Origin of the sequence: Pandoraea sp. PE-S2T-3, assembly GCF_002179965.1 — a bacterium.
Lineage (GTDB): Bacteria > Pseudomonadota > Gammaproteobacteria > Burkholderiales > Burkholderiaceae > Pandoraea.
The window spans coordinates 230,677-246,245 of record NZ_NGUQ01000037.1 but is presented as its reverse complement, the minus strand read 5'-3'; the positions used below and the strand labels follow the sequence as shown (position 1 = coordinate 246,245).

The following is a 15,569-nucleotide window of genomic DNA, read 5'->3' as shown; positions in this document are numbered from 1 at the left end:
AATCAGTCACTCAATGACAGCGCGTGGTAACTGCCAAGCCCGACAGGCGAAGTGCCACACAACGTCGCTCACAAACCAAATGGAGAAAACATGCAGACTCGTCGACGCCTGATCGCCGCTTCGCTCGCCGTCACCGTGACGGCGATGTTCGGTCCCGCCGCCCACGCTGCCCGCCCGCCCGTGCCGATCGTCCCGCACGACAACATGCCTATCGTCTCGGGTAGTGGCAATACGTTGTCGCTCGAAGAGATCCGCGGCGCCATCACACGCGGCGCGGCAACTCACGACTGGGTCGCCACGCAGGGAAAACCGGGCGAACTCGTCGCCTCGATCAACGTGCGCAACAAGCACTACGCCTCCGTGACGATCAAGTACAGCGAAACGACGTATTCGGTAACCTATCGCGACAGCACCAATCTCGAGTACGGGCTCTCGAGCATTCCCAGCGTTTCGCCGCGTCGCGAGGACTTCAGCAATACCGCGATGCCCGCCAACACGCCCGTGATTCACCCCAACTACAACCGTTGGGTCGACACGCTCATCCGCGACATCAACGCGGAACTGCGCCGCCTCTGATGTCTCGCTTTCATCGCCCCGATGGATTGGCCAGAGTCGTCGTCACTGGCCTCGGGATGGTCTCCGCCGCCGGTCACTCGCGCGAAGCCGTCGTCGACGCGTTACGCCGCCAGAAGAGCGGCGTGCATGAGGCTCCGGATTACGTCGCTCATGGCTTGCGCAGCACGATCACCGGGCGGCCGCACGCCGGGTCGCTCGATGACGCTGTTTTGCCTCGCAAGCTGCGGCGTTTCATGGGCGACACGGCGCTGTATGCCAGCCATGCAGCCCTACGCGCCGTCGCAGACGCCGGCCTGGACGCCGCGACGTTGAGCAACGGCAGATGTGGTGTCGTCGTTGGCTCCGGCACCGGAGCGATGAAAGATTTCGAAGACGCGCTGGATGTCGCGCGGGAAAGTGGCGCTACGCGGGTATTGCCATACGTCGTACCGCGCGCCATGTCGAGTACCGCGCAGGCAGCGTTATCCGCCCTGTTCGATCTGCGCGGCGTTGGGTACGCCATTTCGTCCGCATGCTCGACCTCGATCCATTGCGTCGGACATGCCGTCGATTTGCTCCGACTCGGACGACAGGATGTGATGCTGGCGGGCGGCAGCGAGGAAGCCCCTTGGGGTGCAGCAATGTGTTTCGACGCCATGGGGGTCCTCTCCCGTGGACACAACGCGACACCGGCGAAGGCCTCCCGGCCGTTCGATGCTGGACGCGACGGGTTTGTGCTTGGGGGCGGTGCGGCGATTCTCGTTCTGGAAACCCTCGCTCACGCCGAGGCCCGTGGCGCCCCTCCCCTCGCCGAGATTACGGGGGTAGGTGCTGCCACTTGCGCATCGCACGCCTTCGGTGTCGACATCGCGACCATGAGCGGCGTCGTCAAAGCGGCATGTCAGGATCTTGTGGCACCGCCCAGTTTTATCAGCGCACACGCCAACGGCTCGATTGAGGGCGACACGGCGGAGTTGGCGGCATTGGCCGATGCCTTCGGAGGATTGACCGAGGTGCCCGCCATCACTTCGATTAAAGGCATTACCGGCCACACGGTTGCGGCCGCAGGTGCGATGCAGATCGCCTGCGCGATCTGGGCGATGCACGAGGGATTTGTCCCGGGGGCAGCCAACATTGACCGCCTGCCCCCGGAAGCCGCGTCCTATCCGATCTGTAGAGAAAGCCGTGCTGCTGATATCAGCAGCAGCCTGATCAATACCTTCGGCTTTGGCGGCACCTACGGCGCGCTCACGCTGGCGCGCATCTAAGGCTGAAAGATGAAAGTCCAACGGCCGCCCTGAGTGGGTTACGCCCTTGGTTTCCTCGCGACAACGTTCACCAACGTCTCTTCGCGCTCGCCAAACACTCGGCGTCGCTGCAACCTCAGGCGTTCGAGCAGCCCGAAGTCCTTCGCCCGACTCCACCACAGGTACGGGTAAGAGACATTGTCTCGCTCGAACGTAAATCCCGCCTCGCGAATGATGTCAAGGTAACCCTCGGCGCTGCGCTGAACGTGCATCGGATGGCGGAACAATAACCTGATCACCCACGACCGAATGTACGCCTCTGTCGACTCGGCGAAGCACAGCAAACCACCCGGCTTGAGCACACGATGGAATTCGGCCAGCGCCGCTTCCTGATAGACAAGATGGTGGAACGTCTGATGGCAGAAGACGATATCGCAACTGGCATCGGGCAAAGGAATCGCCGAACAATCGCCCGAATGCAGTTCGACCGGGACCCCGGCATTTCGCGCATGGACTTGTGCATCCGTCAGCGCCGGTGCGAAACAGTCGAGCCCGATCAGACGTGACGGCTTGAAATAACGATGCAGGAGCGGCAACGACTGACCGTGGCCGCATCCGGCATCGAGTACGACGGGTGCCTGAGGCATCGTGCCGTCCGCCAGCTGCAACAAGTCCTCGATGGCCACGCGCAGCACGTGATGGCGCCAGGTATATGTCTTGAGAAACCAATTCCCGAAGCGGGTTTCGGGAACGAACGCCTTTGCAGACGATACGGAAGACGAATTGGCAGCAGTGGTCACAATAGCGAGTACCGTTCGGGCGGCTTATCTGTAGGGATTCCGCTATTGTGCCAACTGCCTCCTTCCATGGAAAGGACGTGAATAACAATACTCCTGAAATTCAGGGGTACTTGATAAACTTGGGAAGAATCCCGCCCTATACCAACCGCACGATCTGCTTCCCGAAGTTCTCGCCCTTGAGCAAACCGAGAAACGCAGCGGGTGCACTCTCCAGCCCCTGCGTCATCGTCTCGCGGTAGTGCAACTCGCCAGCGGCGATGGCGTCGGTCAATTCCGCCAGCGCCTGCGGCCAGATATCCAGATGCTCGGTCACGATGAAGCCTTCGAGCTTCACGCGGTTCGTCAGCAGCAACGCCGGGTATTTCAGCGGCGCCGGCTGGCCGTCATAGCCGGCGATCATGCCGCACAGCGCGATGCGTGAATGGGCGTTGATATTGCCCAGCACCGCATCGAACACCGCGCCACCCACATTCTCGAAGTAGCCGTCGATACCGTCGGGTGCGGCCGCACGCAGCGCCTCGTAAAGATTGCCCGCCTTGTAGTCGACGCACGCATCGAAGCCCAGCGTTTCGGTGACATAGGCGCACTTCTGCGGACCACCAGCGATACCCACCACGCGACACCCCATGCGCTTGGCCAGTTGGCCCACCACACTGCCCACGGCGCCGGATGCCGCGCTCACGGCTACGGTCTGCCCCGCCTTGGGCGCGATGATCTTGTTCAGGCCGTACCACGCAGTGACCCCCGGCATGCCGGCAGCCCCCAGATACACACTCATCGGCACGCGCACGGCATCAACGCGGCGCAGATTGCTGCCGTCGGAAATGCCGTACTCCTGCCACCCGAACATCGCGGTGACGGCATCGCCCGGTTGCCAGTCGGGATGGCGCGACTCGATCACCTCGCCGACCGTTGCACCGACCATAACGGCATCGAGCGGCTGCGGTAGCGCGTACGACTTGGTGTCGTTCATGCGGCCACGCATGTAGGGGTCGAGTGACAGATAGAAGTTGCGCACCAGCACTTGCCCGTCACCGAGTTCGGGGAGTTCGGGGGCGGCAAGGTGGAAATTGTCCAGCGTGGCCTCGCCCTTGGGACGTGAGACCAGCAAAATCTGGCGGTTGATCGTCATGACATACGCTCCGGTTAGTCGCCCTGCGGATCGTCGGGACGTCGCTGCTGGCGAACCTCACGGCCCACCGCCAGACGACGCAGATACTTGAACGTGCCCATAGCCTTTGCAACGAGCTTGCCGTTGGCGTCGCGCACTTCGCCTTCGCAATACGCCATCGTCGTCGAGCGATGCAGCACGCGCCCGAAAGCGCTCATTTCGCCGGAACCCGGCTGCATGAAACTCGTCTTCATTTCGATGGTGACCACTCCGCTGCCTTCCGGCGCGGTGCTGCGGCTCGCCGTGCTCAACGCCACGTCGAGAAGTGCCATCGTGACCCCGCCATGCATCACCTCCCAACTGTTCAGATGCTGGGGCGCGAGCTTGAGTCGAAGTTCCGATTCGCCACCCTCGGCGCGCAGAAGTTCGATGCCAAGGTGATCGATAAACCCGGAGCGAATCGATAGCGTGCTCATCGCATGTTCTCCCGGCTCGTACGGCGGGCGCCACGTTGGCGCGCCGCAAGTCGATCAAGTGTTCGGTAAAACGTGTCCATCGTCATTTCGTCAGCTAGGGACGCAAGTCAGTGTCATTGCGCCCGGAATGGGTGATTCGTTGAATTAGTGCACATCGTGCGCATAGGTAGAGCTCACGGCATACGTGGGGTGTCGGTGCACAACGCGCTCATTCGCGCCCCACGCCCGCTTCGGCCAGTGACGTCCATGCCTTCGCAAGCGACCCATTCAGGTCGATGGCGCGACAGGCATGCTCGATCAAACAGACATCGAAGCCTGCGGCCTTGGCATCGAGCGCACTCCACGCCACACAGAAGTCGGTCGCGAGGCCCACACAGTGCACTCGCCGGACACCTTTGTCGCGTAAATAACCGGCGAGTCCCGTCGGCGTCTTGCGATCCGCTTCCAGAAATGCGGAATAGCTGTCCACCCCCACGTGATAGCCCTTGCGCACGATCGCCTGCGCCTGCGGAATGTGCAGTCCCTCGTGCAACGCTGCGCCACGGGTGTCCTGCACGCAATGCATGGGCCACAGGACTTGGTCGCCGTAGGGCAGCGAAATGGTCTCGAACGGCTGGCTGCCGGGGTGATTCTCCGCAAACGAGACGTGCCCCGACGGATGCCAGTCCTGCGTGAGCACCACGTGCGAGAAGCCCCCTGCCAGTGCGTTGATTGCCGGCACGACCTCGTCGCCGTGCGGCACCGCCAGCGCACCGCCCGGCATGAAATCGTACTGCACGTCGATCACAAGCAAGACTTCGTCCATCGGTTTCATTGCATTCTCCTGCGGGTTCGCCACCTACCGGGCTCACCCGTTAAAGCGCTTGCCGCTCTCGGCCAGTTCGACGAGGCGCGCCGCGGGCGTCCAGTCTTCACCGTGGACACCGGCTTCGAACTCGCGCACGCGCGACAGCACCTTATCGAGTCCGACGGTATCGGCATAGAGCATCGGCCCGCCCCGCCACAACGGGAAACCATAGCCGTTCAGGTACACCATATCGATATCGGACGCGCGCGCCGCCGTGCCATCGGCCAGCACCTTGGCGCCCTCGTTGACCAGCGCGTAGACGAGTCGTTCGACAATCTCGTCATCGGTGAACGAGTGCGGCACGATGCCGTGCTCGCGACGATAGTCGTCAATCATCTGTCCGACTTCGGCTGACTCACGCGGCGTGCGGTCGCTATCGGCGTAGTTGTACCACCCCGCATGCGTCTTCTGACCATATCGGCCCGCTTCGCAAAGCACGTCGGCAATTTTCGGATAGACCAGCCCCGGCTGCTCGGCATGGCGACGCTTGCGAATGGCCCAGCTCACGTCATTGCCCGCCAGATCGCTCGTACGGAACGGGCCCATCGCGAAACCGAAGCGCTCGATAGCGGCGTCGATTTGCGCGGGCGATGCACCCTGCTCCACCATCCATTGCGATTGCTTGAAATACGGCTCAAGCATCCGGTTGCCGATAAAGCCGTCGCAAACTCGGGCCACCACCGCAAGCTTGCCGATGCGCTTGGCCAGCTTCATGACCGTCGCCAGCACGTCGTGGCCGGTGTGTGCGCCACGTACGACTTCGAGCAGCCGCATGATGTTTGCGGGGCTGAAGAAATGCATGCCGATGACGTCTTGCGCACGGCCCGTGGTTGCCGCCAAGGCGTCCAGATCCAGCGTGGAGGTGTTGGACGCGAGAATTGCGCCCGGCTTTGCCACCTTGTCGAGCTCGCGAAACACCACCTGCTTGATCGACATGTCTTCATAGACAGCTTCGACAATGAGATCAGCGTCCGCCACAGCGTTGAAGTCCGAGCTGCCGTGAATCCGTGCGAGGCGCTTCTGCGCCTCGTCGGCCGCCAGCCTGCCTCGCGTCACCGCGCGCGCGTAGTTGCCCCGCATCGCGTCGAAACCGCGCGCAAGTGCACTGTCAGTCGTGTCGACCAGCGTCACGGGGATGCCCGCACTCGCAAATGTCATCGCGATACCGCTGCCCATCGTGCCAGCGCCAATCACCGCCACACGATCAATGGCGCGCAGCGGCGTGTCGTCGGGCACATCGGCGATCTTGGCCGCTGCACGTTCGCCCAGAAAGGCGTGTCGCAGGGCTTTCGACTCCGGCGATGTCACCAGTGAAACAAAGCATTCCCGCTCGAACTTCACGCCCTCGTCGAACGGACGCGCGAGCGCGGCTTCAACGGCTGCCACACATTTCTGGGGCGCGGGAAAATGCGGCTGTTCGCGCAGCACCTTCTCGCGTGCGGCGTCGATAGCCGTTTGTGTCGAACCGTCGGCGTCGTCGATCTCGACGTCACGCAGGCGCGGCAGTGCTTCGCCGCGTGCCGCCACATCGTTCGCGAAGGCAATCGCACCCGTCAGAAGATCGTCGTGAGTGCCTTCGAACATCTTGGCAAACAGCGGGCCGACGAGCGCTTCCGACTTGACGACCTTGCCCGTGGCCACCATATCGAGCGCGCGCGTCACGCCGATCGCACGCGGCAGGCGCTGCGTACCGCCCGCGCCGGGCAGCAGCCCGAGCTTGACCTCGGGCAGCGCGATTTGCGCGCCGGGCAGCGCCACGCGGTAGTGGCACGCGAGCGCGAGTTCCAGTCCACCGCCCATGGCCACCGCATGCACGGCGGCAACCACCGGCTTCGCGCAAGCGTCCAGCGCATTGATCACATCGACGAGCAGCGGGCTTTGAGTCGCTTTCGGTGTGTTGAATTCACGAATATCGGCACCGCCGGAGAATGCCTTGCCGCCGCCGATCAGCACGATGGCACGCACTTGTGCGTCGGCCTGTGCATTGGCCAGCCCTTCGGCGATACCGGCGCGCGTTGCGTGTCCCAGCCCGTTGACCGGGGGATTCTCCAGCGTGATGACGGCTACGCCATCACGGACTTCATATGCCGTGCTCATCGTTGTCTCTTTCCTTATTGTTGGTGTCGTTGGGGGTACCGCCAGCGCGTGATTCAGCGCAGTGCGGCGAAACGATCGTTCGATTCTAGCGCAGCTAGACTTCAAGCCATTCGGCACGAATGTCGTGTGCCCGTGCCAGTTCGTCGGGCGTCCCCTCGAACACCAGTGCCCCCCGCCCCATCACCGCCACCCGTTGTGCGCAACTCAGCGCGAGTGACAGCTTTTGCTCGATCAGTAATATGGCAACACCCGAAGCGCGGAGTTCGGTCAGAATTCGGCCGATCCGTGCCACCACACGCGGCGCCAGCCCTTCGGTCGGCTCATCCACGATCAGCAAATCGGGGCCAGCCATCAACGCGCGGCACAGCGACAGCAACTGCTGCTCGCCACCCGAGAGCGACGCCGATGGTGCGTGTCGGCGCGGTGCCAGTTCCTCGAAGCGCTCGAAGGCTTCCTCCAATGTCAACGCACGGTTTGTCCGCATGGACGCCGGGGAATGGCCATGTTCACGCGCATTGCCAGCCACGGAGGCACGTCCTGCCTGCGTCCCTCGCTGGCCAAGCAGCAAATTCTGCGCCACCGTCAGCGGCCCGAACACATCGCGTGTCTCGGGCACGTAGCCGATGCCGAGCCGGGCGATCTGGTGCGGCGCCAACGACGTGAGCGACTGGCCTTGCCAGCGGATGTCGCCCTGCCGGGGAAGCTGCCCCATGACGGCGCGAGCGAGCGTCGAGCGTCCCGCCCCGTTGCGCCCCAGCACGGCGACGATCTCACCCGGCGCAACGTGCATCGTCACCCCATTGAGCACGCGGGCGCCCCCATACCCGGCAGTCAGGTTAATCACCTCAAGCATCGTGCCTCCCTTCGGTCGACGACGCACCAAGGGCGTCCGCATACTCGCCGAGATAGGCCGTCCGCACGTCCGGGTGCTCACGAATACGCGCCGGCACATCGCACGCGATGATCTTGCCGCGTGCCAGCACCGCGATTCGGTCGGCCAGCGAAAACACGACCTGCATGTCGTGCTCGATCATCAATAACGAACGTCCGCGACTGAGTTCGGCAATGAGGGCCACCACCCGCGCCGATTCGGACTGACTCATCCCTGCGGTCGGTTCGTCGAGCAACATCACCTGTCCTGCGGCCGCGGCGCACAAGCCGATTTCGAGAACCCGTTGCTCGGCATAGCTCAAGGCACCTGCGGGGTCGTCGCGGCGCGTGTCCAGCCCCAGACGGACCAGCCAGTCTTCGCTGATTGCCGTGACATCGCGCAACCCTCGCATGCTGCGCCAGAACGTGTAGCGGTGCCCGCTCGGCCACAGTGCCGCACAACGCAAGTGGTCGACAACGCTCGTCTCCAAAAACAGTTGAGATGTCTGAAAACTTCGCGACAAGCCCAGTCGGCTGATGAGGTGAGGTGCCCGGCCGGTCACGTCACGCGCGCCCAACAACACGCGACCGTTATCCGGCGACGTGCGCCCTGAGATCACATCGAAGAGCGTGCTTTTGCCCGCGCCGTTCGGGCCGATGATGGCCAGCCGCTCGCCGGGGGCCAGCGTGAGATCGACTTCGTCGAGCACCTGCGTGCGGCCAAATGATTTACGCACGCCGCGCACGCTGAGGATCGGCTGCGCTCCCGGGCTCGCGCTCCCCGCACTCCCCGCACTCATTTGCCTGCGCCTCATGGCTGATCTCCGGCGCCGCGGGCTAACCGGCCGACTTGGCCGGCGACCTGACGAACGGCGCCAATCAGGCGAGGCCACGCGCGATACAGCCACGCCGCACCCAGCATCAGGCTCAGCATTGCAACGCCCCATCGCGCCCAGACGTTCGACGCGCCCGCGCTGCACAGCCATGATTGTCCGGGGTCGATCGCACTGGCGACGGCGAGTCGAATGCCATAGGTCATTTCGACCACGGCGATCAAACCGCCGACAACCATGGCTAACCCCGCGCATACGGCCAGATACGGACGCCATAGACGTCGTACCGTGTCTTGGCGAAGCGTTTGCAACACCCGCATGTGTCCGGCCACCAACCCGGCCACACCGCCCGGCGCAAACACCACGACAGCGAGAAATCCCAACCCCAGATAAAGCTGCCACGCCCGTGTCATCGTCGCCAGTACGACCGTCGCGAATACGCCGATCACCGCGCCGACCATCGGTCCGGCAAAGTAGGCCGTGCCGCCCAGCACGGTGAATACCAGCACCACGCCGGAACGTTCAAGACTGAAAGTGTCTGCGCTCGCCAATTCGAAATTGAGCGCCCCAAGTGCCCCTGCCACGCCAGCAAACGCAGCGGCAATGATCTGCATCCGGTAGCGGACCGCTGCGGGCGATTGCCCCAGAAACGCGACTCGCCCCGCGTTATCTCTCACAGCGCGCGCGAGAAAGCCCAAGGGGGTACGGGTGACGCCATACATCAGTGCCGCGCAGATGAAGAGCCAGACGGCGACGAGTCCGTAGACCTCGCGTTGCGAGCCGAACGTCAGCCCCAGCCACGGCGCACCCAGTGTCCGGTCAGTGGCAATGCCGCGCTCGCCGCCAAACCACTCGGGCAGCATCGCCGCGACGACCCAGACCAGCTCGGCAACGCCCAGCGTGATCATCGCGAACGTCATGCCTGCGCGGCGCGTGGTGACAAAGCCAAGCGTCGCGCCCGCCAACGCCCCGGCTGCCGCCCCGGCCAGCGGTACGACGAACATCGAGACAGGCAACGCGCCCGCCCCGATGCGGTTCACGCACCAGACGCCGGCGTACGCGCCGATACCCGCGTAGGTCGCATGGCAAAAGCTCAGCAACCCCGTCGACCCCAGCAACAAGTTGAATGACAACGCCAGAATGGCGGCGGTGCCCATCTGCGTCATCAGCGTCAATGCCGCCTCTGACGGAAAGCACCACGGCAAGAGCGCGAGCAGCAACGCAAAGCCTGCCCAGATCGCAATGTTCTGGCCCGCCGACAAATGCAACGTCGGTGGTCCCGGTGGCGCCGGTGACATCGGCGACATTGCTGCCCTCGGTGCCCTGAATATGGTCGCCACCGATGCGTTCGGCGAATCGGGCAAATGGGGCGAATCGGACGAATGGGGCGAATCGGACGTATCGCCTTCCACCGGGCGGCGGGACGGGTTATCTGCGGCGTCGCGCATCATCCCTCCCGCACGCCGAGCAGCCCGCGCGGACGCCACAACAGCACCGCCACCATCAGCAAGTACGGCACCGCCGGGGCCAGTTGCGCCAGTGTCAGGCGGGCGACCGGCGACAGCGCGTCAAAGATCGCGCCCTGTGCGGCCGATGGCCACCATGGCGCGAGACTCGCGTCGCTCGTGACTGCCCACGTCTGCAAGACGCCAATCAGCAGCGACGCGGCAAACGCACCGCTTAATGAACCGAGCCCACCGACCACCACCACAACGAATACCACGCTGCCAACCGTTGCGGCCATGCCCGGCTCGGTCACCAGCACATTGCCGCCCGCCGCGCCTGCCAGCGCCGCCAACGCGGCCCCACAAGCGAATACGCCGGTATAAAGCGCTGGCACGTCGTAACCGAGTGCCTGTGTCATGGCCGGTTGTGCCAACGCTGCCTGCAACACGAGCCCGGCACGCGTGGCACGAAACGCCCCCCAAACCAGCGCCGCCACTACGCACGCGAGCGCCATCAGAAACAGTCGATAAGCGGGGACGGCAACGCCCAGCACCGTGACGAGCACGCCCTCGAACGCCGTCGGCACCGCGTAGTCAACGGGCCCGCGTCCCCAGACGAGTTGCACCAGCTCCACAACGATGTACGCCAGACCGAAGGTCGCCAGCAGTTCGGCCAACGCGCCACGCGTGCGTAACCGTCGCAAGACGCCTCGCTCGAACACCGCCCCGAATACGCCGACGATGACGGGCGCCAACACCAGCGCCGGCCAGAAACCCAGCGCGGACGACAGTGCGTAGGCAAAGTACGCCCCAAGCATGTAGAAACTGGCATGCGCGAAGTTCAGCACGCCGAGCATGCTGAAGATCAACGTGAGCCCGCTCGACAGCATGAACAGCAGCAAGCCGTAGCTCGCGCCGTTCACGAGGACGAGGCCAGCCGTGGCGCTCAGGAAATGCACTGCGACTCCTTGGTCAATGCCTTGCTTCGAGGCAAACGAAATACGAACGAAATGCAAACGAAAGACGCGGCAAACAGGGCCGCGGTGAACGAAAATCTGGCTGACATTATAGGGGGCGCGGGCCGCTGGAATGGCGGCCGATCTGCCGGAAAATGGCGTCGTGACTTGCTTTTGAGGTGCCGCCTGCACCCCGCTTCGGAGTTTTCCGAGAGGGGTGAGGTCAGGGCGCGTGCCGGCCCCCTATGGCGCCGCCTGATAGTCCCGGAATCGCTCGCGCAACTTGAGCTTGAGCATCTTGCCGGTGGCCGTGTGCGGAATCTCGTCGACAAACACGACATCGTCGGGAATCCACCACTTCACGACGCGCCCTTCGTAGAAGGCCAGCACATCTTCGCGTGTGAGCGAAGAACCCGGCTTGCGCACGACCACCAGCAGCGGGCGCTCCTCCCACTTCGGATGGCGCACGGCGATACAGGCCGCCTCGTGAATCTCGGGGTGTGCCATCGCGATGTTCTCGACGTCGATCGAGCTGATCCACTCGCCGCCCGACTTGATCACATCCTTGCTGCGGTCGGTGATCTGTACGTAGCCCTCGGGATCGATGGTGGCCACATCGCCCGTCGGGAACCAGCCGTCGACCAGCGGCGACGTGTCGGCACGGAAATAGCGGTCGAGCACCCATGGCCCCCGCGTATACAGATCGCCGAACGCCTTGCCATCCCACGGCAGTTCCTCGCCCTCGGGCCCGACGATCTTCAGATCGACACCGTAAATAGCCGTCCCCTGCTTCTCCAGAATGTGTTGCTGATCTTCGGCCGGCAGTTCGCGATGGTGCTTGCGCAGATGGCAGAGTGTGCCGAGCGGCGACATCTCGCTCATGCCCCACGCGTGGATGACACGCACGCCATAGTCCTTTTCGAACGTGGTCAGCATCGCGGGCGGGCACGCCGAGCCGCCGATCACCGTGCGCTCCAGCGTCGAGAATCGCGCACCGATCGATTTCACGTACGTCAGCAGCCCCAGCCAGACCGTCGGCACGCCCGCCGAGAAGGTCACGCCCTCGGCTTCGAACAATTCGTAGATCGACTTGCCGTCGAGGTCTTTACCGGGGAATACGAGCTTCGCGCCGACGAGTGCGCTCGAGTACGGCATGCCCCACGCGTTGACGTGGAACATCGGCACGACGGGCAGCACGGCATCGCGCGCCGACATGGCCATGGCGTCGGGCAGCGACGCACCGAACGCATGCAACACCGTCGAGCGGTGACTGTAGAGCACGCCCTTGGGGTTGCCGGTGGTACCCGACGTGTAGCACAGCCCGGACGCCGTTTTCTCGTCCATTTCGGGCCAGACGTACGTGTCGGCGTCTTCTGCGGCCAGCAGGTCTTCGTAGCACAGCAACGGTAGCGTCGACGCAGGCAGATGCGCGCGGTCGGTCATGGCGATCCAGCCCTGCACGCCCGGGCATTGCGGCGCAATGGCCTCGACCAACGGCATGAAGTTGATGTCGAACGCCACGTAGCGGTCTTCGGCGTGATTGACGATGAACGCAATCTGCTCGGGAAACAGGCGCGGGTTGATCGTATGGACCACGTTGCCCATGCCCGAAACGCCGTAGTAAAGCTCAAGGTGGCGATAACCGTTCCATGCCAGCGTGCCGACGCGCTCGCCGTCACCCACGCCGAGCCGGCGCAGGGCAAGGGCAAGCTGTCGCGAGCGGCGCTCGGCGTCACGCCATGTGTAGCGATGGATGTCGCCTTCCACGCGACGCGAGACGATCTCGGTGTCGCCGTGGTGGCGCGCGGCGTGAGTCAGCAACGAAGAAATCAGCAGCGGCGCGGCCATCATCTGGCCGAGGAGCGGTGGTGCCATGCGTCGAATCTCCAGAAAAGTCGGGACTACCGGAATATCGGGATACGTCTGGGCTACGGCTATGAGCTGTGAATATGTTCGATGAGCACGGCGCGTGACAGGCTGGCACGTCTGATGCGTGCATTCATGGTGCCACGCAGCCCGATTCTTGACGCGCCCGAGCCATCGGTCAACGCCGATCGCTTGTGCGGCGCAGCACGGCGGCTCGCCTCGCACCCTCGCCGTTCTCGCCAAAGTGCGCTGGCAAAGCCCTCGCAGCGCGGCAGCAAGCGCCGGACACCTCAAGTAGAATGTTTGTTCACCATCAGGAACGTCCCCAATGTCGGCATCAGACCGCCCCGCAAGCGCTTCTCCGGCTTCACCAGCCGCACCGGCCGCCCCTTCGTCGCTCAGGAATTTCGGCCCGCTGAATCTCGCGAACCGGTTTGCGTCGCTTGGTCCGAACTTCTACACCCGTCTCTCCCCTCAGCCGTTGCCCGAGCCCTATCTGGTCGGCTTCTCAGCCGATGCCGCCCGCCTGCTGGGCTGGTCGCCCGACGCAGCGCGCGATCCGGAGTTTCTCGCGACGTTTGCCGGCAATCAGCCGCTCGCCGGCGGTGACCCGCTCGCCAGCGTCTACTCCGGGCATCAGTTCGGTGTCTGGGCCGGCCAACTCGGCGACGGCCGCGCGCTGCTGCTGGGCGAAGCCGATGGCGCCGGTGGCCGTTGGGAAATCCAGCTCAAGGGCGGCGGGCTCACGCCTTATTCGCGCATGGGCGACGGCCGCGCCGTCCTACGCTCGTCGATTCGGGAATTTCTCTGCTCGGAAGCCATGTTCCATCTGGGCGTGCCGACGACACGCGCGCTGTGCGTGGTCGGCTCGGACGCCCCCGTGCGCCGCGAAACGATCGAGACGGCTGCGGTCGTGACGCGTCTGTCGCCGAGCTTCATCCGCTTCGGTCACTTCGAACACTTCTGGGCCGCGGGTCAGCACGACGCGCTGCGCCAGCTCGCCGACTTTACGATCGATCACCACTATCCGCATTGCCGCGAGGCCGCCAATCCCTATCTCGCCTTGCTCGAAGCGGTGTGCGAAGCGACGGCCGAGCTCATCGCACATTGGCAGGCTGTCGGCTTCTGTCATGGCGTGATGAATACCGACAACATGTCGATTCTCGGCCTGACGATCGACTACGGGCCCTTCGGCTTTCTCGACGCGTTCAACGCGCACCACATCTGCAACCACTCGGACACGCAGGGCCGTTACGCCTATCAGGCGCAGCCGAACGTGGCGTACTGGAACTTGTTCTGCCTCGCGCAAGCGCTGCTGCCGCTGTTTGGTGAAGGCGACGCCGCCATCGAACTGGCGCAATCGGCGTTGCCCGTGTTCAAGACGCGTTTCGCCGAAGAAATCGACCTGCGCATGCGCGCCAAGCTCGGGCTGCGCGAGTCGCACGCCGACGACGAGGTGCTCATCAATCGCCTGTTCAAGCTGATGCACGAGGGACGCGTGGACTTCACGCACCTGTTCCGCACGCTTGCCACGCTGCAACTCGACAATCCGGCGGCCGATGCGCCGTTGCGTGACATGTTTATCGACCGGGCGGGCTTCGACGCGTGGGCCGTCGACTATCGCGCACGTTTGCGGCATGAGGCCAGTACCGATGCCAAGCGCGCCGTTGCGATGCGTCTGGTGAATCCGAAATACGTGTTGCGCAACCATCTGGCCGAAGTCGCCATCCGACGGGCCGATGAGAAGGATTTCTCGGAAGTGGACACGCTGCTGCGAGTGCTCTCGCGGCCGTACGATGAACAGCCGGAATTCGAGCGCTACGCCGAACTGCCGCCCGACTGGGCCGGTCAGTTGGAAGTGAGCTGTTCCTCGTAATTCACACCTCACTAGAATTGACGGAAACAAGCATTGATCACTGACGCATTGCGATCGGGGGAATTATCCCAATATGCAACTCGTCAGATGACACCCGGATCATAGAAATCCGGGTATCAAAACTCAGGAGAATTTCATGAGCAAAGTGGAAAAGAGCGATGCCGACTGGCGCGCCCAACTCGATGACGTCGAGTATCAGGTCACCCGCAACGCCGCGACCGAACGCGCCTTCACCGGCCGTTACTGGGATCACTGGAAAGACGGGACGTATCGGTGCGTTTGCTGCGGTGAACCGCTCTTCCAATCGACGGACAAATTCGACGCAGGTTGCGGCTGGCCCAGCTATAGCAAGCCGGTCGAGGGTGCCGGCGTCGACGAAATCATGGATTACAGCCACGGCATGGTCCGCGTAGAAGTGCGTTGCCGTAACTGCGACGCCCATCTGGGTCACGTCTTCGAAGACGGCCCGGCGCCGACCGGTTTGCGGTACTGCATCAACTCGGCATCGCTGAATTTCGATGACAAGGAAGGCAACCCGGCGCCGGATGACAAGGCTGGAAAAAGCGACTGACGCGTGAGCGCCGCAGCGG

General features: G+C 63.7%; 14 protein-coding genes and 1 pseudogene. 4 read left to right on the top strand and 11 right to left on the bottom strand.

Annotation, left to right across the window (positions count from 1 at the left end; genetic code table 11):
• Nucleotides 1–90 precede the first annotated feature (90 nt).
• A complete protein-coding gene (locus CDV46_RS23395) occupies nt 91–576 on the top strand; it encodes a hypothetical protein (RefSeq protein WP_087687863.1) in 486 nt (161 codons plus the stop codon).
• The gene (locus tag CDV46_RS23390) at nt 576–1,823 is read left to right on the top strand and encodes a beta-ketoacyl-[acyl-carrier-protein] synthase family protein (protein WP_087687864.1); all 1,248 of its coding nucleotides are present in this window, start codon (nt 576–578) and stop codon (nt 1,821–1,823) included. Before CDV46_RS23395 ends, CDV46_RS23390 begins: the two co-directional genes overlap by 1 nt.
• A gap of 38 nt (nt 1,824–1,861) precedes the next feature.
• On the opposite strand, the gene CDV46_RS23385 is transcribed toward CDV46_RS23390, so the two are convergent.
• The 11 genes and pseudogenes from CDV46_RS23385 to CDV46_RS23340 form a co-directional block, all read right to left on the bottom strand.
• Entirely contained in the window at nt 1,862–2,602 is a 741-nt protein-coding gene (locus CDV46_RS23385; RefSeq protein WP_087725291.1) for a class I SAM-dependent methyltransferase, read from the bottom strand.
• A gap of 136 nt (nt 2,603–2,738) precedes the next feature.
• Nucleotides 2,739–3,734: an NADP-dependent oxidoreductase gene (locus CDV46_RS23380; RefSeq protein WP_087725288.1), complete on the bottom strand. Its 996-nt coding sequence runs from the start codon at nt 3,732–3,734 to the stop codon at nt 2,739–2,741.
• A gap of 14 nt (nt 3,735–3,748) precedes the next feature.
• Nucleotides 3,749–4,189, bottom strand: a complete 441-nt coding sequence (locus tag CDV46_RS23375) for a PaaI family thioesterase (protein WP_058378362.1) — start codon at nt 4,187–4,189, stop codon at nt 3,749–3,751.
• A 208-nt stretch (nt 4,190–4,397) separates the two neighbouring features.
• Nucleotides 4,398–5,003, bottom strand: a complete 606-nt coding sequence (gene pncA / locus CDV46_RS23370; RefSeq protein ID WP_087725285.1) for a bifunctional nicotinamidase/pyrazinamidase — start codon at nt 5,001–5,003, stop codon at nt 4,398–4,400.
• A gap of 33 nt (nt 5,004–5,036) precedes the next feature.
• Nucleotides 5,037–7,133, bottom strand: coding sequence for a 3-hydroxyacyl-CoA dehydrogenase NAD-binding domain-containing protein (locus CDV46_RS23365; RefSeq protein ID WP_087725283.1), 2,097 nt, complete (start codon nt 7,131–7,133; stop codon nt 5,037–5,039).
• Nucleotides 7,134–7,227: 94 nt separating this feature from the next.
• Complete coding sequence (locus CDV46_RS23360) at nt 7,228–7,986, bottom strand: ABC transporter ATP-binding protein (RefSeq protein WP_087725281.1); 759 nt, start codon at nt 7,984–7,986, stop codon at nt 7,228–7,230.
• Nucleotides 7,979–8,152: a hypothetical protein gene (locus CDV46_RS27735; protein ID WP_441339358.1), complete on the bottom strand. Its 174-nt coding sequence runs from the start codon at nt 8,150–8,152 to the stop codon at nt 7,979–7,981. The genes CDV46_RS23360 and CDV46_RS27735 overlap by 8 nt, the downstream gene beginning before the upstream one ends.
• 99 nt (nt 8,153–8,251) lie before the next feature.
• Nucleotides 8,252–8,803, bottom strand: a pseudogene (locus CDV46_RS23355) (ATP-binding cassette domain-containing protein); the annotation flags it as partial.
• A gap of 11 nt (nt 8,804–8,814) precedes the next feature.
• Complete coding sequence (locus tag CDV46_RS23350) at nt 8,815–10,143, bottom strand: branched-chain amino acid ABC transporter permease (RefSeq protein ID WP_254916189.1); 1,329 nt, start codon at nt 10,141–10,143, stop codon at nt 8,815–8,817.
• 140 nt (nt 10,144–10,283) lie between these two features.
• Nucleotides 10,284–11,240: a branched-chain amino acid ABC transporter permease gene (locus CDV46_RS23345; protein ID WP_087726061.1), complete on the bottom strand. Its 957-nt coding sequence runs from the start codon at nt 11,238–11,240 to the stop codon at nt 10,284–10,286.
• 240 nt (nt 11,241–11,480) lie between these two features.
• Nucleotides 11,481–13,112, bottom strand: a complete 1,632-nt coding sequence (locus CDV46_RS23340) for a 3-(methylthio)propionyl-CoA ligase (protein ID WP_087725276.1) — start codon at nt 13,110–13,112, stop codon at nt 11,481–11,483.
• Nucleotides 13,113–13,431: 319 nt separating this feature from the next.
• Between CDV46_RS23340 and CDV46_RS23335 the strand changes: the two genes are divergently transcribed.
• Both CDV46_RS23335 and msrB read left to right on the top strand, forming a co-directional pair.
• The gene (locus tag CDV46_RS23335) at nt 13,432–14,979 is read left to right on the top strand and encodes a protein adenylyltransferase SelO (protein ID WP_087725274.1); all 1,548 of its coding nucleotides are present in this window, start codon (nt 13,432–13,434) and stop codon (nt 14,977–14,979) included.
• 136 nt (nt 14,980–15,115) lie between these two features.
• Nucleotides 15,116–15,550 carry a peptide-methionine (R)-S-oxide reductase MsrB gene (gene msrB, locus CDV46_RS23330; RefSeq protein ID WP_087687874.1) on the top strand — a complete coding sequence of 145 codons (435 nt, stop codon included), beginning with the start codon at nt 15,116–15,118 and terminating at the stop codon, nt 15,548–15,550.
• Nucleotides 15,551–15,569: the final 19 nt, after the last annotated feature.